The following is a 23451-nucleotide window of genomic DNA, read 5'->3' as shown; positions in this document are numbered from 1 at the left end:
AGCGCGGCATCGATCATGCAGTTGTGGTGGTTGACCGAGCAGCGCAAACCGGTTGATTCCGGGTGCCACAACTGCATGATCGGCGGGCGCGGGCGGGCGCGACCTGGGATCGGACCGACCTCGTCTCGGGTATCCGATCTACGGGTCGGTGAGGAGGAGCCAGTCGGTGTCGAGGGGTTCGACGTGCGTACCGTCGGGCCAGGTGTGGGTCGCCGACGTGGTGGCGCGGGCCTGGTCGAACAGGGGGCGGCGGGCCGGGGTGGCGCCCTCGAAGGTGACCGGGCCGTGGAAGCGGGCCCGGCCGAAGCTGGCCGCCCCGGCGAAGCGCGCGTCGGCAAACGAGGCTTCACCCCCGAACTCGGTCCAGCGGAACAGGACCAGGTCGGCGAAGCGGGCCCGCCGGAAGCCGACGTCGCCGCCGAACGTGCTGTGCTCCATGGACAGTCCACCGTGGAACTCGGCCTCGGAGGAGCTGGCGCTGCCGATGAAGGTGGTGTGGTCGAAGGTGGCGGTCCGGTGGAACGTGCTGCCCCGCCAGGAGGCCTCGCCGAGGGTGGCCCGCCGACCCGACAGCGGGCCACCGAACTCGGCCCCCTCGGCGCTGAGCCGGCCGGTCACCCGGGCGCCGTCCAGGACGATCGTCGCGTCGCCGCCGACCCCGTCGAGCACGAGGGTGTCGAAGCTCGCCCCGAGGGCCAGCCGTCCGGTCAACGTGGCGCCGGTGAACCGGGTGGTGCCGGTGCAGGTGGCGTCGGTCAGGTCGGCGTCGTGGAGGGTGCAGCCGGTGGCGTCGAAGTCGTCGAGTCGCGCACCGGTCAGGTCCAGGCGCACGCCGGGCCAGAAGGCGTCGTCGTCCGCGCGCAGGTGCCGGGTCAACACCCGCTGCGCGCTGCGGCGTACCTCCGTCTCCCGCGCGTCGTCCGGCGACGGCATCCGCAGGTACGCGCAGAGCACCCCGACGATCGTCGTACGCTGCGCCGGGTTGTCCTGACCGAGTCGTTCCAGGGCGTGCAGGCCGCCGAGGCGTACCGCGGCGTTGTCGTTGCCGAGCAGTTCGACGGCCCGGGTGTACAGCTCGGTCAGCCGGCGCTCGGCGGCGTCGTGCGCGGCGGCCTCGGCCTGCTGCTCCTGGTGCCGCTGCCCGGCCTCGGCGACCGCCTCGGCGTGCGCCTGCACCCGGTCGCGGTGCGCCTGGTCGGCGGCGGCGACGACCTCCTGGTGTCGTTGCGCCCGTTCGCTTATCCACTGTCGCCGGGCGGCGAGCAGCAGTGCCAGCCCGCCACCGGTGCCGGCGACCACGGTCAACCCGGTGCGGATGGCGTCGATGCGTAGCGTGGCCCGGGTGTCCGCCGCGGTGGCGCGGTCGGCCTCGCCGAGCAGCCAGGACAGCACCCACCAGCCGAGCAGGGCGGCCAGCAGCAGCCCGACGAGCACCAGCCACCACGGCATGACCCGCAGCCGTTCGTCGCGGGGTGGGGTGCCGGGCACGGCCACAGCATGCCACCGATCCGTTCGTGGCGTAGGCCCCGGACTCGGCCGGCCGGGACCGGCCGGGCCGCTGTCGTGGCGTGCGGCCGGAGAGCCTTCAGCTGACCCGGCCCAAGGTCACGGTGCGGGATCCGGGTACGAAGTCGCTGAAGGACTGTTGCCAGGACTCGCCGGGCCAGTAGTACGTCACACGGCCCTCGACGGGCTGGTAGTGGGCTGTGTAGAGCGTTCTCGACCCCTGCTCGTCTGCGGATCGATAAAGCGGTGGCTTCAGCATCGCTGCCACGTCCGCGCCCGCGGCGCGGATGGCTCGTAGCCGCTCCTGCGTGCGCATGGCGCGTTCCTGCTCGTCGGTCACCGGCAGGTGCTGGTGATTGGCGGCGCAGGCGTCCGGCGCCACCGTCGGCGGCATATCCGGCCCCACGAACACCGTCATCGCCTTGCTGGAATCGACAAGGGTGAGGTTCTGGGGGACGGCGACCGGTAGGGACCGCAGCCTGTCGACCGCCTCATCGACGGTGTCGCACGTCTCCAGCAGGTAGCGCACCAGGATGAGAATGGCGAAGCCGCGTCCGTAGGCGGGACGTCCGCCCCAGGTGATCGAGACCGCGAGACCGGCGTCGTTCATTCCGTCCAGCAAGCCCCACAGCAGGTCCTGCATCCCGAGCACGGGGCGCAGGAAGCAGGAGGAGACGATGGTCCCCTCGCACCGATCGGGTCGCAGGTCATAGTTGCGCAGCAGAGTGCCGCTCTGGCCGATCTGGGTGCACGCCGGGGAGAACGGTCGCAGTGCCGCGTGGGTGAGGAAGACTTCCGCCTCGGGTCGGTCGAGTTGGCCGGCCAGGCGGTCCAGAACCGGGACCAGTTCCGGCAGGTGCGCACGGAACAGCGCCCGAACACGATTCGCGCCCTGCGGAGTCCGGCCCTCCTCGGTCAGCAGGCCCTCCATGTCCTGCCACAGGCCCCGGGCGTGGGCGGCCCACCGCCCGTCGCCGCCGTCACCGACCTCGATCGCCTGGAAGGTCTTGTGCTGTTGCCGCACGGGCTGCCACTCCCCCTGCGAGGATCGGATGAGGTGAGGGCAACCTAGCTAATTCGGCAGATATTCACCAGGTCGGACGTGGCCGGCGAACGCGCGGATCATCCGCAGCCGGGCCTCGACCGTCGCGAGGGCGAGGTTGCGGGCGACTTGCGGTAATCGCCAGCCGTCGAGCATCGCCGCCAAGACCGCCTCCTCCGGCCGCAGCGACACGAACGGCTCTTCGTCGATGAGAATCGTGCGCAGACCTCCGGCCAGGGTGGGCGTTACCGCCTCAGCAGGGCCGCCATCGAGCGCGTCCGACGATCGCGTGATCGCATCTGATCGAGTACGCGCCGGTCGCGGCATCGTTACGCTTCCGGTCCCCGAGAGAGGCCGACATGCCGCACGTCGTGTGGTTGGTCCGGTGCTGGCCGGGTGCCGCGGGGCGGCCGGGGTTGCGGAGCGGCTGGCGGCCCGGTAGGTCATCATGATGCAGATCAGCCGATGGTCCGGGTGCCGACCCGGCGGCCGGTCGGGAGAGTCGAGGATGGCATGGAGTTCCTGACCAGTCCCGAGCTGTGGATCGCGTTCGCGACCCTGCTCCTGCTGGAGATCGTGCTGGGCATCGACAACGTCGTGTTCATCTCGATCCTGTCCGGTCGGTTGCCCGAGCACCAGCAGGCCCGGGCCCGGACGATCGGAATCTCGCTCGCCCTGATCACCCGCCTGCTGTTGCTGGCGTCGTTGTCCTGGATCATCGGTCTGACCGCGCCGCTGTTCACCGTGCTGGGGCAGGAGATATCCGGGCGTGACCTGATCCTGTTGCTCGGCGGGATATTCCTGGTCGGCAAGGCGACGTACGAGATCCACGAGCATCTGGAGGGCTCCGACCACGAGCGCGAGGGCCGCAAGGTGGTCTCGTTCGGCGCGGTCATCGCGCAGATCCTGGTGCTGGACGTGGTCTTCTCGCTCGACTCGGTGATCACCGCGGTCGGCATGGTCGACGAACTCGCCATCATGGTCGCCGCCGTGGTCATCGCGATGATCATCATGCTGGTCTCGGCCGGCGCGGTCAGCAGGTTCGTCAACCAGCACCCGACGGTCAAGATGCTGGCCCTGTCGTTCCTGCTGCTCATCGGCGCGAGCCTCATCGCGGAGAGCTTCGACCAGCACATCCCGAAGGGCTACGTGTACGGCCCGATCGCCTTCTCGATCTTCGTGGAGTTCCTCAACCTGCGGGTCCGGGCGCGGCAGCGTCGCCAGCAGGAGCGGCAGCCGGTGCAGTTGCACCCGACGTACGTGAAGCAGGGTTCGCCCCGCACCGAGCCGGAGGCGCAGCCGGAGAGCACGCCCGCCGGCTGACCCGCGCCGAACTCGACGCCGCACGCACCCACCCGGTGCGTGCGGCGTTCGTCGTACGTGGACAGTGCCGCCGTGCGCCCCCGGACGCCCGACACGAATATTCGCTACTCGTGCGTAACTTTTCATTGACGTTTCTAGATTGTGACCCGCATCATCAGTGCACGGTCGATCGGACATCCCACCGCCTCCACCCGGTAACCCCGGGATCCCCTTGGGAGGTGCAGCGATGCTGCTCCGAAAGGCTGTCCCCGTCCTGGCTCTCACCGTCGCCGCCGTCCTCGCGGCTCCCGCCGCCACCGCCGCTCCACCCGCCACCGCAGCGCCCACCAGCGTCGCCACCACCACCGGCACCCCCGCCGCAGCCGATCCGGCCGGCGCACCCGACGGTGTCACCGGGTCCGCCGGCACCGGCGCATCGTCCGTCCGGGACGGCGCGTCCACCGGCGGAGCCGCACCCGCCGACGTCGCGTCCACCGGCGCTGCCGCACCCGCCGACGTCGCGTCCACCGGCGCTGCCGCACTCGCCGACGTCGCGTCCACCGGAGCCGCACCCGCCGACGTCGCGCCGACCGGTGCGGCGGCAGCCGACAACCTGCGGGCGCTGGCCGGTGCCAATCCGGTCATCGTGGTCGGTGGGCTCAGCGGGATCGCGGCCGTCTACGAACCACTCGCCGCCCGGCTACGCGCCGACGGGTACCGGGTCTGGATCTACCAGTTGCCCAACCTCGGACTCGGCGACATCACCGCGTCCGCCGCCGGGCTGCGCGGATACGTGGGACAGGTCCGCGCCGCCGCCGCGGGTGCCAAGGTCGACCTGGTCGCACACTCCGAAGGTGGCCTGGTCAGCCGCTACTACATCAAGAATCTCGGCGGCGGCGAGGCCGTCGAACGCTATGTCAGCCTGGGCACCCCGCAGTACGGCACCTACGTGGCGAACATCGTGTCGTTCCTCGGCCTGGGCAGCTGCGCCGGCGTGGTCGCCTGCCAACAGATGACCATCGGGTCGTCGTTCCTCACCGCCCTCAACGCGGGCGACGACACGCCGGCACCGGTGCGCTGGACCACCGTGCGCACCTGGCAGGACGAACTGGTCCGACCGGTGGACAACGCGATGCTGGCCGACGGGGCGACGAACGTGCTGATCCAGTCCCGGTGTCCGCTGCGCGTGGTCGGTCACCTCGGCCTGGTGCTCGACGGCACCACCTACACCGTCGTCCGGCAGGCCCTGCGCGACGCCGCGATCAGCCCCAACTGCCTGGCCCTGTGACCCACCCGGCCCGGCGGCCGCACGCAGCCGCCGGGCCGCAGCCACCGACACCCACCTGCCCGTCGACGAAGCCCGACCCAGACCCCCCCGATGCCAGGCGGGCCGCGCAGGCAGCAGTTTCCCCGAAGTTGTCGGGTCTGAGCGGGCGCAGGCAGCAGTTTCCCCGAAGTTGCGAGCGCACGGCACGGCGCGCACGGCACGGTGCGATGCGCATGGCATGGCGCGGGGGCGACGGGGCGTGCGGCGGGGGTGACGTATCGCGTGGAAGATCAGGCGGTGGCGGCGGAGAGCCTTTCGTACTCGGCGTCGGTCAGCTGCACCTGGGCGGCGGCCACGTTCTCCTCCAGGTGCGCCACCGACGACGTTCCGGGAATCGGCAGCATGACCGGCGACCGGCGCAACAGCCAGGCGAGGGCCAGTTGCGCGGGCGTCGCGTCGTGCTCGGCGGCCACGGCGTCCAGCGGGCCGCCCGGCCGGGCCAGGTCGCCGGTCGCGATCGGGAACCAGGGAATGAACGCGAGGTCATGCTTTTCGCAGTGGTCGAGCACGTCCTCCGCGTCGCGGTTGGCCAGGTTGTACAGGTTCTGCACGGACACGATCGGCGTGATCCGGCGGGCCGCCTCGATCTGGTCGACGGTCACCTCGGAGAGCCCGATGTGCCGGATCTTGCCCTCCTCCCGCAGCAGCGCCAGCTCACCGAGCTGGTCGGCCAGCGGCACCGCCGGGTCGATGCGGTGCAGCTGGTAGAGCCCGATGGACTCCAGCCCGAGGTGACGCAGGCTCAGCTCACACTGCTGACGCAGGTACTCCGGTCGGCCCACCGGCCGCCAGTCACCCGGGCCGCTGCGGGTCAGCCCGGCCTTCGTCGCGATCAGCAGGTCGTCGGCGTACGGGTGCAGCGCCTCGCGGATCAGCAGCTCGGAGACGAACGGCCCGTACGAGTCGGCGGTGTCGATGAACGTCACCCCCAGCTCGTAGGCGCGGCGCAGCACCCGGACCGCCTCGGCCGGATCCTTCGGGTCACCCCAGACCCCGGGACCGGTGATCTGCATCGCGCCGTAACCGAGCCGGTCGACCGGTATGTCGCCGCCGATACGGTAGGTGCCGGACTCCTTCGCCGGTCGGGTGCCGGTGTCGAGCGCCATGGGGGCCACCTTTCGGTTCGCTGGCTGTCGGAGCCTCAAATTACCCCGGTCGGCTTCGGGACAGCGGGCGGTCGCCGTGGCTGATACTGCTGTGCGGGACGGTGCCTGCGACGGGAGGGCTGGCATGTGGCGACCGTTCAGGTCCGATCCGGTCCGGCGGCTGCGGGAGCGGCTGGACAGCTACGGCACCACCATGGAGCCGCGGTGGGTGCTGGACCACGAGGCGCTGCGGGAAGCCAAGCCGCTCTACGACCTGCTCAACGGCGTTAGCCGGCGGGGCACGACGGAACGCGAGGCCGAGGCGCTGTTCCTCCTGGCCTGTCTGCACTGGTACCGGTACCAGTGCCTACCGGCGGGCTCGGACGGGCCGGACCTCATCCAGGCGGTCGGGTTGACCGAACTGTTGCTCAGCCTGGCGCCGGAGCGGGTACCGCCGTCGCTGCTGGCGATGCTCCGCGCGCACGTAGCCACCGCCGGCGGACCGGCCGGTCCCGGCCGCGACGTCCGTTCCGGTGCGTCGGCCCGGGCCGATCCTCGTTCCGGCTCCGGGATCGGGGCGTCGGACGCCGGTACCGCGAGCACGGCAGGTTCCGGGCCCTCCGGCAGCGCGCACAGCGGTACGCCGCCCCCCGGTGTTCGCGTCCCGGCCGCGCGCTCCACTCCCGAGGCCGAGTTGGGCGCTGCGCTGTTCGGCCAGGCGGTCATGCTGATGGCCGGGGCCGAGCGTTCCGGGGACTACCGGGTGGCCGACCAGGCGCAGGCGCTGCTGGAACGGGCGCTGGTCGGGACACCGTCCGGCGCACCCGAACGCCTGCACTACCTTTCCGCGCTCGGACGGGTACGCCGGGAGCAGTACCTGCGACTGGGCCGGCAGCAGTCGCTTCCGGCGGCGATCGACGCGCACCGGGAGAGTCTGGAGTCGACCCCGGCCGGTGACCCGGAACGTCCGACCCGGCTGTTCAACCTCGGCAACGTTCTCGGTGACCGGTTCGAACAGGCGGGGGACGTCGCGGCGCTGGACGAGTCGATCCAGCTGCTCGGCGACGCGGCCCGGGCCGCCCCCGCCGACGCGCCGGTGTGGCTGATGGCTCGGGTGAACCTCGCCGGGCAGCTGCGGGAACGCTGGGAGCGCCGGGGTGAGCCGGCCGACCTCGACCGGGCCGTCGACGTGCTGGCGCAGGCGGTGTCCGTCCGGGCCGACCCGCTGGTCCTGTTCACGTACGCGACGCTGGCCAGTAGACGGTTCGTGGCCAGCGGCACCGACCGCGACCTGGACACGGCGATCGAGGCCAACCGTGCCGCGCTGGCCTCGGGGCTCAGCGAGGAACAGGGCGGTCTGGCCCGAGTCACCCTGGCGGGGCTCGTCGGTGAGCGCCACGAACGGCGGAAGACCCCGGCCGACCTGGACGCGGCGATCGAGGCGTACCGGGCGGCGGCGGCCGGACCTCGGCTCGACGGGCAGGACGTGGGCGGGCTGTGGCAGGCCGAGGGCAAGCTGTTGGAGACGCGCTACGCGCTGCACCGCCGGGCCGACGATCTGCGCGAGGCGGAGCGGCTGCTGCGGGCGGCGGCCGACGGGACGACCGACCCGGAGCAGCGGGCCCGCGCGCTCTGCGACCTCGGGTACACACTGGGCCGATGGCACGCCGACCTGTTCGGGTTGGCGACCCTCCGGCAGGCCCGCGAGGTGTTGACCGAGGCGGAGCGGCTGCTGCCGGTCGAGCATCCGTCGCGGCCGGACCTGCTGAACAACCTGGGCGACACGCTGCGTGAGCTGGCCGACCAGGCGGGTGAGCCGGAGCTGCTGGAACTCGCCGTGACGAAGCTGCGCGAGGCGGCGGCGAACCCGGCGCATCCCGCGAAGCTGCCGCTCTACCTGTCGAATCTCGGCCTGGCGTTGCAGGAACTCTTCGGCCGGACCCAGGACCTGGCAATCCTCACCGAGGCGATGGTGGTGCTGCGGCGGGCCGTGGCCGCTGCTCCGCCCGGGAATCCGGACCGGATGTGGGGGCTGTTCAACCTCGGATCGGCGCTGAACCGGCGCACCGAACTGGTCGTCAACGCCGCGCTGCCGACCGACGGTGCCACGCCGGAGCAGGCCCGCGCCGCCGCGCTGGCCGACGCCGAGCAGGCGGTCACGCTGCTACGGGAGGCGGCGGAGCTGGCGCAACGGGAGGCCGAGCCCGAGGAACGCGTCCGGATCGTGCGCACGCTCGCGCTCAGCCACCTGCTGCGGCACCAGCTCACCGAGGATCCCGCCGTGCTCGACGAGGCGGTCACCCTGCTGCGGGCGCTCGCCGACGCGGCCGCCACCTCGGCCGGCGACCAGTACCGGCTGCTGACCAACCTCGGCAACGCGCTGCTGATCAGGTTCCGGACCAGGCGCAACACCCCCGACGCCCGCGAGATGCTGACGGCGTACCGGGCGGCGGTGGCGGCCCTGCCCGTGGACCATCCGGAGCGGACCATGTGCCTGAGCAACCTGGCCGTCGCCGTCGAGGAGATCGCCCACGCCACCGCCGACGCGACCGCTGCGGCCGACGCCACCGCGGAACCGGCCCCCGACGGCCCGGCTCCCGACGGCCCGGCCGCCACGGGGCACCGCGCGGACTCGACCGCCGTCGTTTCGGCTGTCGGCGGCGACCTGCCGGCGGTCGAGCTGGCGGAGGCGATCGCCGCGCTGCGCGAGGCCGCCGCGATCGAGGCGGCGCCGTCGCTGTTGCGGGCGGTCGCCGCGCGGCGGTACGCCGCTCTCGCCGCCGAGGCGGGCGACCTGCCGGCCGCCCTGGCGGGCTACACCACGGCGATCGAACTGCTCGACCTGGTGGCCTGGCACGGCATGGACCTCGACGACCAGGGCCGGCTGCTCGGGCAGTTCCCGGGCCTGGCCGGCGACGCCGCGGCGGTGGCGATCGCACTCGACCGGCCGCAACGCGCGGTGGAGCTGTTGGAGTACGGCCGTGGGGTGCTGCTCACCCGGGCCCACGACGCCGGCGCCGACCTGGCGGCGCTGCGCGCGGAGGCACCCCGGCTGGCCGAGCGCCTGGCCGCCGTCCAGACCGCCCTCGACCGCCTCGACCCGCGCCGCGACCTGACCGGACCCGCGCCGGTCGCCGGGCTGGCGGTCCCGGCCCGCGCCGTGCCGTCCGGTGGCGAAATGGGGGCGGGCTCGGAACGCCGGCACGAGCTGGCCGTCCAGCGGCGCGAGGTGCTTGCGGAGATCCGGCAGCTGCCCGACTTCGACCGTTTCCTCCGCCCACCCCCCTTCGCCGACCTGGCCCGGGCCGGCGAGGACGGCCCGGTGGTGCTCGTCAACGTCGCCGACCGGCGGTGCGACGCGCTGCTGGTCAGCGGGGGACGGGTGACGACGGTGCCGCTGCCCGAGCTGAGCCTCGGCGAACTGCAGGTGCGGGCCGCGTACTTCCTGACCGGGCTCGCCGAGGCCACCGCGCCCGTCGGCGACCCGGGTCCGGAGGCGCAGCGCCGTCGGGCCGCGTTCCGCCGCCGGATCCCGGAAACCCTCGACTGGTTGTGGCGGGTGGTCGCCGCCCCGGTGCTGGACGCGCTGGACCCGGCCGTCGCACCAGCTGCCACCGGCGTCACGCCGACGCGCCTGTGGTGGTGTCCCACCGGGGTGCTCACCCTGCTGCCGCTGCACGCCGCTGCCCCGCTGGACGGCGGAGCCGGGGTCCTCGACCGGGTCGTCTCGTCGTACACCGCCTCGCTGCGCTCGCTCGTCCGGGCCCGGCAGGGGCCGGCGGCCAGGTCCGCGCCGGTCACCTCGGCCCTGTTCGTCGGGATGCCCCGCACGCCGGGGCTGACGGACCTGCCGGGCGCGGCGGGGGAGCAGGCCGTGGTACGCCGGCACCTGAGCGACGTGACGTCGCTGACCGGACCGGCGGCCACCCCCTCGGCGGTGCTCGACGCGCTGCCGGGAACGTCCGTGGTCCACCTGTGCTGTCACGGCACCCAGGATCTGGCCGCACCCGCCCGGGGTCGGCTCGCGTTGGCGGGTGGGCCGCTGCACGTACGGGACCTGTGGCGGCCGGCTGGCACCACGGCCGCGCTCGCGGTCCTGTCCGCCTGCGACACGGTACGCGGCGGCGCCGCCCTGCCGGACGAGGCGCTGACCCTGGGCACCGCGTTCCAGTTGGCGGGTTTCCGACACGTCATCGGCGCGCTCTGGGCCATCTCCGACACGCTCACCGTGCAGCTGTGCGAGGACCTCTACGCGTCGCTGGCGGTGGCCGGTGGTCTCGACCCGGAACGGGCGGCGTCCGCCCTGCACCACGCCGTCCGGCAGGCGCGTGCCGCCCTGCCCGACCTGCCGGAGCTCTGGGCCGGCTACGCCCACGTCGGCCCCTGACCGGGCGCGGGTCGCCCTCGCGATCTCACCGGGACGCCCCGGCTCCGGCCCACGACGCACGGCCGGCGACCGGACGCCGGCTCGGGTCAGGGCTGGCCGGGCGCGTACCAGGTGACGCCCACGGCGGCGACCAGCAGAGCGGTGCAGGCCAGTACCAGCAGCACCCCGAGGCGCAGGGCCCGGGCCGCGGCGAGGGCCTCGCGGTGCTCGCCGAGCGGAGCCGGGAGCAGTTCGGCGACCGGCGTCACCGACAGCGGCCCGTGCGCGGCCCGCAGCAGCGCCAGCGCCCCGGCGACCCCGGCCCCGATGGCGGCCAGCAGCAGTACGCCGACCAGGACGCCCCAGCCCGGTGCGAGGGTGCCGACGTCGGAGCGACCCCGGATCAGGCTGAACCCGACGAGCGCGACGAGCAGGCCGCCCAGCCCGTTGCGCCAGGCCAGCGCGGCGGCCCGGACCCGGTCCAGTTCGCCGCGCAGCAACGCGGCCAGTTCCTGCGCCCGGCGCAGGTCGGTACGGGTCGCCGGGGGACCGGGCCGCAGTCGGATCACGCCTCGACCTCCAGGGTCACCGTCCAGTACGCGCCGCAGCCGGCCAGCCCGTCGGGGCGGGCCGGGTGGTCGGCGGCGCAACTGCACAGCAGCGTCCGGTAGCCGGGGTCGACCGCTGCCGGCGGTGCCTCCCGCCGGTACACCTCGTCGACGATCGGGCAGCTGATCGGGTGCTGGCACCGGGGGCAGTCGCCGGTGAGCAGCACCGCCGGACCGTACCGGCGCACCGAGAACGTCTCCGCGACCCGGCTGCCGTACCCGGCGTCGGTGACCTCCGCGTACGGCAGCGGCTCCGCCGCCGGCTCATCATCCCGCACCGCCGCACCCTCCCACCGTCGTCGCCCTGACGACGAGCACACGGTAGCGACCGCCCGCCCGCCGGTCACCCGGCGCGCGGGCGGACCCGGTGATCGGCCCGGCGCGGGTTGCCGGGGCGCGGGATCGGCGGAGCGCCGGTACGGCCGGACCGTCCGTGGGAGGCTGGACGGTACCGCCGCGTGCACCGCCTGGCGTCGGCGGGCCGTGCGGAAGGGAAGCCATGTCAGGGGAGCCCCAGGTCGACTTCGCGCTCGACACCTACGAATGCATCGTGCTGTATCCCGGCGCTGCCGGGCGGGCGTTGCCGCCCGAGACGGTCCAGCGGTTGCAGGCCGAGCACGCCAGTCACATGCAGGCGATGCAGCGGCGGGGGATCATCCTGGTCGCCGGGGCGGTGGACGGTCAGGCCCGGGATCCGGACCCACCGCTCGGGTTCGGTCTGGCCCGGACCGGGTCGGTCGACGACGTCCGCAGCGTGATGGAAGCCGATCCGGCGGTGCAGGCCGGCCTCTACCGGGTGGACGTGATGACCTTCCTCTGCCCGGCCGGCTCGCTGGAGTTTCCGCTGGTCAAGACGGAAAGCTGAGGCGCACCAGCCGCGGTCACGGCGGGTTGTCGACGGTGCGCGTACAGTTGTCGACCCGGAGCGCCCCCACGCGGCCTGGCGCCAGGGGCGTACCATTCCGGCGCGCGGTCGCCGTTGCCCGCCGTCGACGTCCGGAGCGGCCCACGCTCGCCGGCCGCGCCACTGGGCCGCGCGCCGTTGGACAACTGTTCCACATTGCGCAAGGGGTCGGCCGGTGGTCCGACCCGGAGGAGAGACTAGCCTGATGGGCGTGACACGCCGCGCGAAGATCGTCTGCACTCTTGGCCCCGCCACCTCGTCGCCCGAGCGCATCCGCGGGCTCGTCGAAGCCGGCATGAACGTGGCGAGGCTCAACTTCAGTCACGGTAGCCACGCCGACCACGAGTCGGTCTACCGGCTCGTCCGGGAGGCGGCCGAGGCCGCGGGCCAGCCGGTGGCGATCCTGGCCGACCTCCAGGGGCCCAAGATCCGACTCGGCCGGTTCGCCGAGGGTCCGCACGAGTGGCGCACCGGCGACTCCGTGGTGATCACCGGTGACGACGTCGTGGGCAGCAAGGAGCGGGTCTCCTGCACCTACCGCAAGCTGCCGCAGGAGGTCAAGCCCGGTGACCGGCTGCTGATCGACGACGGCCGGGTGGCCGTCGAGGTCACCGACGTCACCGGCAACGACATCCGGGTGCTGGTCACCGAGGGTGGTCCGGTCAGCAACAACAAGGGTGTCTCGCTGCCGAACGTGGCGGTCAGCGTGCCCGCCCTGTCGGAGAAGGACGCCGCCGACCTGCGCTTCGCGCTCGGCCTCGGGGTGGACCTGGTCGCCCTGTCGTTCGTCCGCTCCGCCGACGACATCAAGCTGTGCCACGCGATCATGAGCGAGGTCGGTGTGCACCGCCCGGTGCTGGCCAAGGTCGAGAAGCCGGAGGCGGTCGACCACCTCGAAGCGATCGTGCTGGCCTTCGACGGGGTGATGGTGGCCCGTGGTGATCTCGGCGTGGAACTGCCGCTCGACGAGGTGCCGTTGGTGCAGAAGCGCGCGGTGCAGTTGTGCCGGGAGAACGCCAAGCCGGTCATCGTGGCCACCCAGATGCTCGACTCCATGATCGAGAATTCCCGGCCGACCCGCGCCGAGGCCTCCGACGTGGCGAACGCGGTGCTCGACGGGGCCGACGCGGTGATGCTCTCCGGTGAGACGAGCGTCGGCAAGTACCCGGTGCTCACGGTCAGCACCATGTCCAAGATCGTCACCACCACCGAGGCCGGCTCGATCCTGGTGCCCCGCCTGCAGCACGACCCGCGTACGCACGGCGGCGCGCTCACCGTGGCCGCCTCCTCGATCGCCCGGGCCATCGGCGCCAAGGCGCTTGTCGCGTTCTCCCAGACCGGTGACACCGTGCGCCGGCTCAGCCGGCTGCACTGCGACCTGCCGCTGCTGGCCTTCACCCCGGTGCCCGAGGTCCGGGCGCAGCTCGCCCTCTCCTGGGGGGTGGAGACCTTCCTGATGCCGTTCGTGCAGCACACCGACGACATGTTCCGCCAGGTCGACCAGGCGCTGCTCGGGCTGAACCGGGGCAACCCCGGCGACTACGTGGTGATCGTGGCCGGCAGCCCGCCCGGCAGCCCCGGCTCGACGAACACCCTGCGGGTGCACCAGCTCGGTTCGCTCGTCGACGCCGCCACGGCGCGGGCTTTGCAGTGACCGTCAGCTCGCTCGTCGGTCAGGCCGCCGTCGACCAGCTGCTGGAGGTCCTGGACCTCGCGCCCACCGGCGCGATGTCGTTCCGGGGGATGAGCCCGCCGGTCGGCCCGCAGCGGGTGTACGGCGGCCAGGTCGCCGGCCAGGCCCTGGTCGCCGCCGGCCGCACCGTCGATCCCGAACGGGTGGTCCACTCCCTGCACGGCTACTTCGTACGCGCCGGCGACCCGGTCGAGCCGATCGAGTACGAGGTGGAGAACATCCGCGACGGCCGCTCTTTCTCGGTGCGCCGCTCGGTCGCGCTCCAGCACGGCAAGCCCATCTTCTTCATGTCCGCCTCGTTCCAGCGGCCGGAGGAGGGGCTGGACCACCACGCCCCCCTGCCGCCGGACGTGCCCGGGCCCGAGTCGGTGCCGACCATGACCGACCGGCTGTCCCGGTACCCGGAGCGGCTGGGCATCTGGGGGCAGATTCCCCGACCGATCGACGTGCGTTACGTCGGTGAGCCCGGTTGGGTACGTCCCGGCGACCGGCCGGCCGACCCGCACCAGCGGGTGTGGATGCGCATCGACGGCAAGCTGCCCGACGACCCGCTGCTGCACGCCTGCGCCCTGACCTACGCCTCCGATCTGACCCTGCTCGACTCGGTGCTTTCGGTGCACGGCGAGGTGTGGGGACCGGGCGGGGTGGTGGGGGCGAGCCTGGACCACGCCCTGTGGTTCCACCGCCCGTTCCGGGCCGACGAATGGTTCCTCTACGACTGCTGGAGTCCGTCGGCCTCCGGGGCGCGCGGGCTGGCCACCGGCCGCATGTTCACCGTGGCCGGCAGCCAGATCGCCAGCGCCGTCCAGGAGGGACTGCTGCGCCGGGTCGGCGGATAGCTGACCGGTCGGCGTCCGGCGTGGCCGGGCGATGCGTCAGGTCCGGTGTCGGGCCGCCGGGCAGCGCCTGGATACCCGACCGTTAACCTGTCCGACATGCGTCTCTCAGCCCGGGTGGACTACGCCCTTCGAGCGGTCGCCGAACTGGCCTCGGTGACCGGGGCTGGCCGGGGGCGACCGGTCACCGCCGACCAGATCGCGCGGGCCCAGCAGATCCCGCCGAAGTTCCTGGAGAGCATCCTGCTGCAACTGCGTCGGGCCGGCGTGGTGCAGGCCCAGCGCGGCCCGGAGGGCGGCTACTGGCTGGCCCGGCCGGCCGAGGAGATCAGCCTCGCCGAGGTGATCCGGGTGATCGACGGGCCGCTCGCCCACATCCGGGGTCAACGCCCCGAGCACCTCGGCTACCAGGGTGCGGCGCGGGCGTTGCAGGAGGTCTGGATCGCGTTGCGGGCCAGCGAGCGGCAGATCCTCGAACTGGTCACCGTCGCCGACGTGGCGCGGGGCACCCTGCCCGAGCCGGTCACCAAGCTGGTCGCCGATCCCGCCGCCTGGACCTGACCGGACGCACCGGCGCACCTCGGACGCCACGCGTCGGGCGACGTTGTCGTCTCACTGACTGATCGCGGGGTTGACCGGAGGCCCCGGCATGCCGCATTGTCGACCAAGCCGATAGGAGATACCAATTTAGCCGGGAGGCGTCGTGCGCAAGCTGCTCGTCATCGCGTTGGTGGGGCTCGCCGCGCAACTCGTCGACGGTTCCCTCGGCATGGCGTACGGGCTGACCTCCTCGACGCTGTTGCTGCTGGTCGGCGTCGCACCGGCGGCGGCGTCCGCCTCGGTGCACCTGGCCGAGATCGGCACCACGCTCGCCGCGGGCACCGCGCACTGGCGGTTCGGCAACGTCGACTGGCGGGTGGTGCGCCGCATCGCGGTGCCCGGCGCGCTCGGTGCCTTCGCCGGCGCCACCTTCCTCAGCGCCCTGTCCACCGAGTCGGCCGCACCATGGATGGCCGCGATCCTGTTCACGCTCGGGGCGTACCTGCTCATCCGGTTCTCCCGGCCGCTGCGCCGCAACCCGGCCGCCGGACGGCTACGCGGGCGTTTCCTCGGCCCGCTCGGCCTCGTCGCCGGCTTCGTCGACGCCACCGGCGGTGGTGGATGGGGTCCGGTGGCCACCCCGGCGCTGCTGGTCAGCGGTCGGCTGGAGCCGCGCAAGGTGATCGGCTCGGTGGACACCTCCGAGTTCGTCGTGGCTGCCGCCGCCAGCCTCGGCTTCCTGATCGGTCTGGGCACCGAGGGCTTCCTGCTGCCGATCGTGCTCGCGCTGCTCGCCGGTGGCCTGATCGCCGCGCCGGTCGCGGCCTGGCTGGTCCGCATCGTGCCGGCCCAACTGCTCGGCGCGGCCGTCGGTGGCGTGATCGTGCTGACCAACGCCCGGGTCCTGATGCGCGCCGGTGATGTGGACGGTTCCCTGCCGGTGATCGTCTACCTGCTGTTGGCCGCCGGATGGATCACCGCCCTGACGCTCGCGGTCCGGGTGCTGCGGCGGACCCGCCGCGAGCGGTCCCTCGCCGCGGCCCTCACCACCGACACCCCCGCACAGACCCCCGCCCCCGCCGAGCCGGTCGGCGCCGGGCACGACCGCCGGCCCTGATCCCTGTTGACCATGAGGTTGTCGTCCCGACACGCCAGGCGCGGGGACAACAACCTCATGATCGACGAGGTGGGGGAGGGGAGAGGGTTGTCGCGGTGTGGGAGATGAGGTGCCAGGCCTCGTCTACGTGGGACTGGGTGGTCCGGGGGGCGCCGACGGCCAGGCGTAGGGTGTGTCGGCCGGCGACGCGGGTGTGGGTGAGGTAGATCCGGCCGGTGGCGTTCACCGCCGCCAGCAGCCGTTCGTTCGGCCCGTCCGGGCCGCGCAGCCGGAAACAGACCAGCGCGTACGGATGGTCGGCGACCAGCTCGAACCGCTCGTCGGCGCGGACCCGGTCGGCGAACCCGGCGGCCAGCGCGACGCCGCCACGGATGTGCTCGCGCAGACCCTCGACGCCGTACCAGCGCAGCACGAACCACAGCTTCAAGGCCCGGAACCGCCGACCGAGCGGCACCTGCCAGTCCCGGTAGTCGATCACCGCGCCGGACTCGGTGGCCGCGTTGCGCAGGTACTCCGGCAGCACGGTCAACGCCTCCACCAGCTCGCCCGCGTCGGCCACCCAGAACGCGTCGCAGTCGAAGCCGGTGAGCAGCCACTTGTGCGGGTCGAAACAGTACGAGTCGGCGTACTCCAGGCCCGCGTGGCCGAACCGCAACTCCGGGCAGACCGCCGCCGCGCCCGCGTACGCGGCGTCGACGTGCAGGAAGACACCGTGCTCGGCGCAGATCGGACCGATCTCGGGCAGCGGGTCCACCGCCGTGGTGGAGGTGGTGCCGACGGTCGCCACCACCAGGGCGGGCACCGCCCCGGCCGCCCGGTCCGCCTCGATCGCGGCGCGCAGCGCCGCCGGCGACATCGCCCGGGTCGCCGGGTCCACCTCGATCAGGCGTACCCCGTCGGCGCCCAGCCCCGCGATCCGGGCGGCCTTCTCCACCGACGAGTGCGCCTCGGTCGAGGCGTAGACCCGGTAGCGACGGTCGACTCCGGCCTGCCGCCACCGGCCACCGGCCGCCCGGTGCAGCGCGACCAGGGTGGCCACCAGGGTGGCCGAGGAGGCGGAGTCCTGGATGACGCCGCCACCGCGACCGGCGGAGCGGAACCGGGCCGGCAGGTCCAGCAGGTCGGCCAGCCAGTCGAGCAGCACCGTCTCCAGTTCGGTGCACGCCGGACCGGTGGCCCAGAGCATGCCCTGCACGCCGAGCCCGGCACTGACCAGGTCACCGAGCACGCTGGGGCCCGAGGTGTTGGCCGGGAAGTACCCGAAGAAGCCCGGGTGCTGCCAGTGGGTGAGCCCGGGTGCGACCAGCTTGTCCAGGTCGGCGAGGACCGCCTCGACCGGCTCACCCCGCACCGGTGGTCCGGCCGGCAGCCCGGCGGCCACCGTGCCGGGCGGGTCCTGGGAGGTCACCGGGCGCTGGGGCAGGGTCGCCCAGTAGTCGGCGATCCAATCGACCACCGCGTACCCGGCCTGGCGGAACTCCTCCGGCGTCATGTGTGCAGCCACCCGGCGAGTGGATCAAAAGGAGCGGCGGTAGAGCAAGGCGGCGGATCGATTGTGCGTAGAAAACGCTTGCCCTAGCATCACAGATGCGCGGGAACGCACTCATGACCATCGATCAGATGGACCCTTTCCGCTAGCGCGGCCCGGCCGCCGGCCCGGGCACGGCCGGTGGACGAACACCCGTCGGCCCCGGGCACGGCCGACGGAGCGCCGGACGTCGCGCGTCCCGACCTCCATCGGAGGAACCATGCCTCGCACCGCCCCCCGGGCGGCCCTGCTCGCCGCGGCCACCGCCACCGCGGTCGCCGCCGCCGGCGTGCTGACCACCCTGACCGCCTCGGCCGCCGCCGCCGGATGCCGCGTCGACTACCGCGTCACCAACCAGTGGACCGGCGGCTTCGGCGCTGACGTCACCGTCACCAACCTCGGCGACCCGGTCGACGGCTGGACCCTGACCTGGACCTGGGCCGCCGGACAACAGGTCACCCAGGCCTGGAACACCACCGTCACCCAGTCCGGCGCTCAGGTCAGCGCCCGCAACGTCGACTACAACGCCGCCATCGGCACCAACGGCAGCGTCAACTTCGGTTTCAACGGCTCGTGGACCGGCAGCAACCCGGCCCCCACCAGCTTCGCGCTGAACGGCACCACCTGCACCGGCGCCACCACCCCGACCCCCACGCCGACCACCCCAACGCCCAGCCCGCCGCGCCCGTCACCCACCGTGGCGCCGACGACGACTCCATCGCCGACCACCCCACCGCCCACCCCACCGCCCGGGGCGATGCAGGCGGAGAACCTGGAACGGGGGCTGGTCAGCGTCCGCTCCGGGTCGGCCAACCTGGTCTCCTGGCGGCTGCTGGGCACCGAGACCAGCGGCGTCGCGTTCAACCTCTACCGGGGCACGACCAGGGTGAACGCCAGCCCGATCACCGGCGCGACCAACTACCTGGACAGTGGCGCGCCGGCCGGAGCGAACTACATCTTGCGGGCCCTGGTGGACGGCGTCGAACAGACCCAGTCCGTGCACGCCCTGCAGTTCCCCGCCGGCTACCTCGACGTGCCGTTGCAGGTCCCGCCCGGCGGCACCACACCCAGCGGCGAGGCGTACACCTACTCCGCGAACGACGTCAGCGTCGGCGACCTCGACGGTGACGGCGACTACGACTTCGTGGTCAAGTGGGAGCCGTCCAACGCCAAGGACAACTCGCAGTCCGGCTACACCGGCAACGTCTACCTCGACGCGTACACCCTGCCCGGCTACCGGCTGTGGCGCATCGACCTGGGCCGCAACATCCGGGCCGGTGCCCACTACACCCAGTTCCAGGTGTACGACTACGACGGTGACGGCCGTGCCGAGGTGGCCATGAAGACCGCCGACGGCACCCGTTCCGGCACCGGCCAGGTGATCGGCAACGCCAACGCCGACCACCGCAACTCCGCCGGCTACGTCCTCGCCGGCCCCGAGTACCTGACCATGTTCGACGGCGGCACCGGTGCCGCCCTGTCCACCGTCAACTACGACCCGCCGCGCGGCACCGTCTCCTCCTGGGGCGACAACTACGGCAACCGGGTCGACCGGTTCCTCGCCGGCACCGCCTACCTCGACGGACAACGCCCGTCGCTGATCATGGCCCGTGGCTACTACACCCGCGCGGTCATCGCCGCCTGGGACTTCCGCAACGGCACCCTCACCAGACGGTGGACCTTCGACTCCAACGCCGCCGGCAACGGCGCCGCCGCCGGGCAGGGCAACCACAGCCTCTCCGTCGCCGACGTCGACGGCGACGGCCGGCAGGAGATCGTCTACGGTGCGGCCACCATCGACGACAACGGCCGGCTGCTGTGGTCCACCGGCCACGGCCACGGCGACGCCGGACACGTCGGCGACCTCGACCCGTCCCGCCCGGGTCTGGAGTACTTCAAGGTGAGCGAGGACGGCAGCAAGCCCAGCTCCTGGTTCGCCGACGCCCGCACCGGCCAGATCCTCTGGTCCACCCCCACCGGCGGCGACAACGGCCGGGGCGTCTCGGGCGACATCTGGGCCGGCAGCCCCGGTGCCGAATCCTGGTCGTCCGCGGTGAGCGGCCTGGCCAACACCCGGGGCCAGAACATCGGCCGCAAGCCGTCCTCGACGAACTTCCTCGTCTGGTGGGACGGCGACCCGGTCCGCGAACTGCTCGACGCCACCCGCATCGACAAGTACGGCACCGGCGGCGACACCCGCCTGCTCACCGGCAGTGGCGTCGCGTCAAACAACGGCACCAAGGCCACTCCCGCGCTCTCGGCCGACCTGTTCGGTGACTGGCGGGAGGAGGTGGTGTGGCGCACCACCGACAGTCGGGCCCTGCGCATCTACAGCACCCCGACGCCGACCAGCCTCCGGCTCCACACCCTGATGCACGACCTGCAGTACCGGGTCGCCATCGCCTGGCAGAACACCGCCTACAACCAGCCCCCGCACCCGAGCTTCTTCCTCGGCGACGGCATGAGCACGCCACCCGCGCCCGACATCTACCTGCGTTGACCGCCGGGGTGCACAAGCGGTAGAAGAAAGGGAGAAGGCACCGGGCCGCAATCGCGGAATCCGCACAACTGCGGCCCGGTGCCCCACACCGCGGCACCCCCGACCCGTCCCGACCGGGGAGTGCCGTACCACCACCGGATACAACGTTAGGCGGGCTCCGCGTCGCGAGAGTGACGCTGCCGTGAAGATCGTGTTTCACAACCCCGGGAACGCTGTGACCTGGGCCACCTCGCCGCCCCGGCCACCGGGCCCGCCGACCGTCGGCCGCCGCCTCAGCGACGCAGACCGCCGGCCACCTCGGTCGCGATCAGCTCGAACGAACGCACCCGGTCGGCGACGTCGTACACCATCGTGGTCAGCATCAGCTCGTCCGCGCCGGTGCTTTCCAGCAGCTCGCCCAACTGCCGGCGGACCGTCTGCGGGGAACCGCTCGCCTGACCCTGCCGGCGCTGCGCCAGGAACTCCCGCTCGAACTCGGTGTACGGGTACGCCGCCGCCTCGTCCGGGCTCGCCAGCGGCTCCGGTCGCCCCGACCGCAACCGCAGGAACGACAGCCCGGCCGGCCCGGCCAGCCACTCGGCCCGCTCGTCGGACTCCGCGCACACCGCGTTCACCGCCACCATCGCGTACGGCCGCTCCAGCCACCGCGACGGACGGAAACTCTGCCGGTACAGCGCCAACGCGGGCAACGTGTGCTGCGCGCTGAAGTGGTGCGCGAAGGAGAACGGCAGGCCCAGCGCGCCGGCCAGCTGCGCGCTGAACCCACTGGACCCCAGCAACCACACCGCCGGCCGCTGCCCACGCCCCGGAGTCGCGGTGATCCGCCCCGACGCCGTGTCGTCGAAGTAGCCCATCAGATCGTTCAGCTCCCGGGGGAAACCCTCGGCCGACAGGCCCTCCATGGTCCGGCGCAGCGCCAACGCGGTCACCTGGTCGGTGCCGGGCGCCCGGCCGATGCCCAGGTCGATCCGGCCCGGATGCAGCGCCTCCAGGGTGCCGAACTGCTCGGCGACCACGAGCGGCGCGTGGTTGGGCAGCATCACCCCACCGGAGCCGAGCCGGATGTCGGTGGTGTGCGCGGCCAGATGCGCGATCAGCACCGCCGGCGCCGACGAGGCGATGGCCGGCATGTTGTGGTGCTCGGCCACCCAGAACCGGTGGTAGCCCAACTCGTCGGCGCGTCGCGCCAGCTCGGTCGTGTGCCGCAACGCCTCACCGGCGGAGGCACCGGCGGCGACGGGGGCGAGGTCCAGGACAGACAACGGAACGTCGATCACACGGCTGCCCAACCCGGCGTACGCCGGATCTGTTCCCGAACCGGTCGGCTACGTGATCAACCCGACCCGCGGGCCTGCTCGAAGATCAGGCTGGTCTGGGTGTGCTGCACCGCCGGATCCACCGCCAGATGGTCCAGCACGAAGTCGCGCAGCGCCTCCGCCGAGGCCGCCCGCACGTGCAGCACGTAATCCTCCGCGCCGGCCACGTGGAACACCGACACCACCCCCGGCAGCCGCACCGAGCGGGCCCGGAACGCGTCCACCGCCGCCCGCGCGTGCTCGGTCAGCCGCACCGACACCAGCGCCTGCAACGGCAACCCCAGCGCGGCCGGATGCACCTCGGCGTGGAACCCCCGGATCGCCCCGCACTCCCGCAACGCCCGGGTACGCGCCAGGCAGGTCGACGGCGCCACCCCCACCCGTTCGGCCAGGGCATTGTTCGGCAACCGGCCGTCGCCGGCCAGCTCGGACAGAATGGCGCGGTCGGTGTCGTCGAGCGCCGCGAACGGCCGAACATCGTTCGATACGGGGGGCATGCCGCCATCCTCCACCGAACGCCACCGGATCCGAAAGCGATTATGGCGAATAATATTCGGAACTATTGCCCCCGATGGGCGGGATGTTCGATCCTCTCGACATGACGACCGTGGACACCCGAGCCGTGCACGCCGGCCGCGACGACCTCGCCGCCCTCGGCGTCCACGTGCCGCCGATCGACCTGTCCACCACCAACCCGCTGCCCTCGGTGCACGCCGGCGGCGACGCCTACGAGACCCTCGCCACCGGCGGCACCCTTCCCGCCGACACCAGCGCCGTCTACCAACGGCTGTGGAACCCGACCGTCGCCCGCTTCGAAACCGCCCTCGCCGAACTCGAAGGCACCACCGAAGCCGTCGCGTACGCCAGCGGCATGGCCGCACTCACCGCCGCCCTGCTCGCCGCCACCCGCGACGGCCGACGGCACCTGGTCGCCGTGCGCCCCCTCTACGGCGGCACCGACCACGTCCTCGCCACCGGCCTGCTCGGCACCGAGGTCACCTGGGCCCGCCCGGACACCGTCGCCGACACCATCCGCCCCGACACCGCCCTGGTGATCGCCGAAACACCGGCCAACCCGACCCTCGACCTGATCGACATCGCCGCCCTCGCCGACGCCGCCGGCCCGGTGCCCCTGCTGATCGACAACACCGTCGCCACGCCGGTGCTGCAACAGCCCACCCGGCACGGCGCCCGACTGGTGCTGCACAGCGCCACCAAGAGCATCGGCGGCCACGGCGACGTCCTCGCCGGAGTGATCGCCTGTGACGCCGAGTGGGCCACCCGGCTGCGTCAGATCCGCGCCCTCACCGGTGCGATCCTGCACCCCCTCGGCGCGTACCTGCTGCACCGTGGCCTGCAGACGCTGCCGCTGCGGGTCCGCGCCCAGCAGGCCGGCGCGGAGAAACTCGCCCTCTGGCTCGCCGCGCACCCGGCGGTCACGCGGGTCCACCACCCCGGCACCGACGACCCGGCCGGGCTCGTCGGCCGGCAGATGTCCGGCCCGGGCAGCCTCCTCGCCTTCGAGGTACGCGGCGGCGAACCCGCCGCCGCGGCGGTCGCCGACGCCTGCCGGCTCATCACCCACGCCGTCTCCCTCGGCGGCGTCGACACGCTCATCCAGCACCCGGCGTCGCTCACCCACCGCCCCGTCGAGACGGATGCCAAGCCCGACGGCGGACTGCTGCGCCTGTCCGTCGGCCTCGAAGACCCGGAGGACCTGCGCGCCGACCTGGAGCACGCGCTCGCCACGATCTGACCCGGGTGCGACGGTCGGTGGTGCT

19 protein-coding genes are annotated in these 23451 nt (G+C 72.9%); 10 read left to right on the top strand and 9 right to left on the bottom strand.

The features are described from left to right. Nucleotides 1-138: 138 nt before the first annotated feature. The 3 genes from O7597_RS01780 to O7597_RS01770 form a co-directional block, all read right to left on the bottom strand. Nucleotides 139-1488: a pentapeptide repeat-containing protein gene (locus O7597_RS01780; RefSeq protein ID WP_281581856.1), complete on the bottom strand. Its 1350-nt coding sequence runs from the start codon at nucleotides 1486-1488 to the stop codon at nucleotides 139-141. 97 nt (nucleotides 1489-1585) lie between these two features. Continuing rightward, nucleotides 1586-2530 carry a C45 family peptidase gene (locus O7597_RS01775; RefSeq protein ID WP_281581855.1) on the bottom strand — a complete coding sequence of 315 codons (945 nt, stop codon included), beginning with the start codon at nucleotides 2528-2530 and terminating at the stop codon, nucleotides 1586-1588. Between the two features lie 48 nt (nucleotides 2531-2578). After that, entirely contained in the window at nucleotides 2579-2875 is a 297-nt protein-coding gene (locus O7597_RS01770; RefSeq protein ID WP_281581854.1) for a hypothetical protein, read from the bottom strand. A 186-nt stretch (nucleotides 2876-3061) separates the two neighbouring features. On the opposite strand from O7597_RS01770, the gene O7597_RS01765 reads away from it, so the two are divergent. Together O7597_RS01765 and O7597_RS01760 are read left to right on the top strand one after the other, a co-directional pair. Further along, nucleotides 3062-3871, top strand: coding sequence for a TerC family protein (locus tag O7597_RS01765; protein ID WP_269737420.1), 810 nt, complete (start codon nucleotides 3062-3064; stop codon nucleotides 3869-3871). 226 nt (nucleotides 3872-4097) lie between these two features. Further along, nucleotides 4098-5138 carry an alpha/beta fold hydrolase gene (locus tag O7597_RS01760; RefSeq protein ID WP_281581853.1) on the top strand — a complete coding sequence of 347 codons (1041 nt, stop codon included), beginning with the start codon at nucleotides 4098-4100 and terminating at the stop codon, nucleotides 5136-5138. Nucleotides 5139-5407: 269 nt separating this feature from the next. On the opposite strand, the gene O7597_RS01755 is transcribed toward O7597_RS01760, so the two are convergent. After that, the gene (locus tag O7597_RS01755) at nucleotides 5408-6283 is read right to left on the bottom strand and encodes an aldo/keto reductase (protein ID WP_281581852.1); all 876 of its coding nucleotides are present in this window, start codon (nucleotides 6281-6283) and stop codon (nucleotides 5408-5410) included. Nucleotides 6284-6407: 124 nt separating this feature from the next. Here O7597_RS01755 and O7597_RS01750 point away from each other — a divergent pair, with 124 nt between their 5' ends. Continuing rightward, on the top strand, nucleotides 6408-10649 hold the full coding sequence (locus O7597_RS01750) for a CHAT domain-containing protein (protein WP_281581851.1): 4242 nt from the start codon (nucleotides 6408-6410) through the stop codon (nucleotides 10647-10649). 86 nt (nucleotides 10650-10735) lie between these two features. Here the strand turns inward: O7597_RS01750 and O7597_RS01745 are convergent, their stop codons facing one another. Beyond that, complete coding sequence (locus O7597_RS01745) at nucleotides 10736-11197, bottom strand: hypothetical protein (protein WP_281581850.1); 462 nt, start codon at nucleotides 11195-11197, stop codon at nucleotides 10736-10738. After that, the gene (locus O7597_RS01740) at nucleotides 11194-11514 is read right to left on the bottom strand and encodes a hypothetical protein (RefSeq protein ID WP_269737415.1); all 321 of its coding nucleotides are present in this window, start codon (nucleotides 11512-11514) and stop codon (nucleotides 11194-11196) included. The genes O7597_RS01745 and O7597_RS01740 overlap by 4 nt, the downstream gene beginning before the upstream one ends. 221 nt (nucleotides 11515-11735) lie before the next feature. Between O7597_RS01740 and O7597_RS01735 the strand changes: the two genes are divergently transcribed. From O7597_RS01735 to O7597_RS01715, 5 genes are all read left to right on the top strand, one after another. After that, entirely contained in the window at nucleotides 11736-12101 is a 366-nt protein-coding gene (locus tag O7597_RS01735; protein WP_269737414.1) for a YciI family protein, read from the top strand. Nucleotides 12102-12345: 244 nt separating this feature from the next. Continuing rightward, a complete protein-coding gene (gene pyk / locus O7597_RS01730; RefSeq protein ID WP_269737413.1) occupies nucleotides 12346-13794 on the top strand; it encodes a pyruvate kinase in 1449 nt (482 codons plus the stop codon). Continuing rightward, nucleotides 13791-14672 carry an acyl-CoA thioesterase II gene (locus tag O7597_RS01725; protein WP_269737412.1) on the top strand — a complete coding sequence of 294 codons (882 nt, stop codon included), beginning with the start codon at nucleotides 13791-13793 and terminating at the stop codon, nucleotides 14670-14672. The genes pyk and O7597_RS01725 overlap by 4 nt, the downstream gene beginning before the upstream one ends. Before the next feature lie 96 nt (nucleotides 14673-14768). Next, nucleotides 14769-15230 (top strand): Rrf2 family transcriptional regulator, encoded by a 462-nt coding sequence (locus O7597_RS01720; protein ID WP_164448334.1) that lies wholly within the window; start codon nucleotides 14769-14771, stop codon nucleotides 15228-15230. A 142-nt stretch (nucleotides 15231-15372) separates the two neighbouring features. Continuing rightward, entirely contained in the window at nucleotides 15373-16326 is a 954-nt protein-coding gene (locus O7597_RS01715; RefSeq protein ID WP_281581849.1) for a sulfite exporter TauE/SafE family protein, read from the top strand. Nucleotides 16327-16381: 55 nt separating this feature from the next. On the opposite strand, the gene O7597_RS01710 is transcribed toward O7597_RS01715, so the two are convergent. Then, nucleotides 16382-17830 (bottom strand): pyridoxal-dependent decarboxylase, encoded by a 1449-nt coding sequence (locus O7597_RS01710; RefSeq protein ID WP_281581848.1) that lies wholly within the window; start codon nucleotides 17828-17830, stop codon nucleotides 16382-16384. Between the two features lie 244 nt (nucleotides 17831-18074). Between O7597_RS01710 and O7597_RS01705 the strand changes: the two genes are divergently transcribed. Continuing rightward, nucleotides 18075-20354, top strand: a complete 2280-nt coding sequence (locus O7597_RS01705) for a cellulose binding domain-containing protein (RefSeq protein ID WP_281581847.1) — start codon at nucleotides 18075-18077, stop codon at nucleotides 20352-20354. A 272-nt stretch (nucleotides 20355-20626) separates the two neighbouring features. Here the strand turns inward: O7597_RS01705 and O7597_RS01700 are convergent, their stop codons facing one another. Both O7597_RS01700 and O7597_RS01695 read right to left on the bottom strand, forming a co-directional pair. Next, nucleotides 20627-21643 carry an LLM class flavin-dependent oxidoreductase gene (locus tag O7597_RS01700; RefSeq protein ID WP_281581846.1) on the bottom strand — a complete coding sequence of 339 codons (1017 nt, stop codon included), beginning with the start codon at nucleotides 21641-21643 and terminating at the stop codon, nucleotides 20627-20629. 44 nt (nucleotides 21644-21687) lie between these two features. Then, nucleotides 21688-22167: an Lrp/AsnC family transcriptional regulator gene (locus O7597_RS01695; protein WP_164448331.1), complete on the bottom strand. Its 480-nt coding sequence runs from the start codon at nucleotides 22165-22167 to the stop codon at nucleotides 21688-21690. 83 nt (nucleotides 22168-22250) lie between these two features. Between O7597_RS01695 and O7597_RS01690 the strand changes: the two genes are divergently transcribed. Continuing rightward, on the top strand, nucleotides 22251-23426 hold the full coding sequence (locus tag O7597_RS01690; RefSeq protein WP_348650783.1) for a PLP-dependent transferase: 1176 nt from the start codon (nucleotides 22251-22253) through the stop codon (nucleotides 23424-23426). Nucleotides 23427-23451: the final 25 nt, after the last annotated feature.

Origin of the sequence: Verrucosispora sp. WMMC514, from assembly GCF_027497295.1 — a bacterium.
Classification (GTDB): domain Bacteria; phylum Actinomycetota; class Actinomycetes; order Mycobacteriales; family Micromonosporaceae; genus Micromonospora; species Micromonospora palythoicola.
The sequence above is the reverse complement of the archived record's forward strand: the minus strand, read 5'-3'. Positions and strand labels throughout refer to the sequence as shown.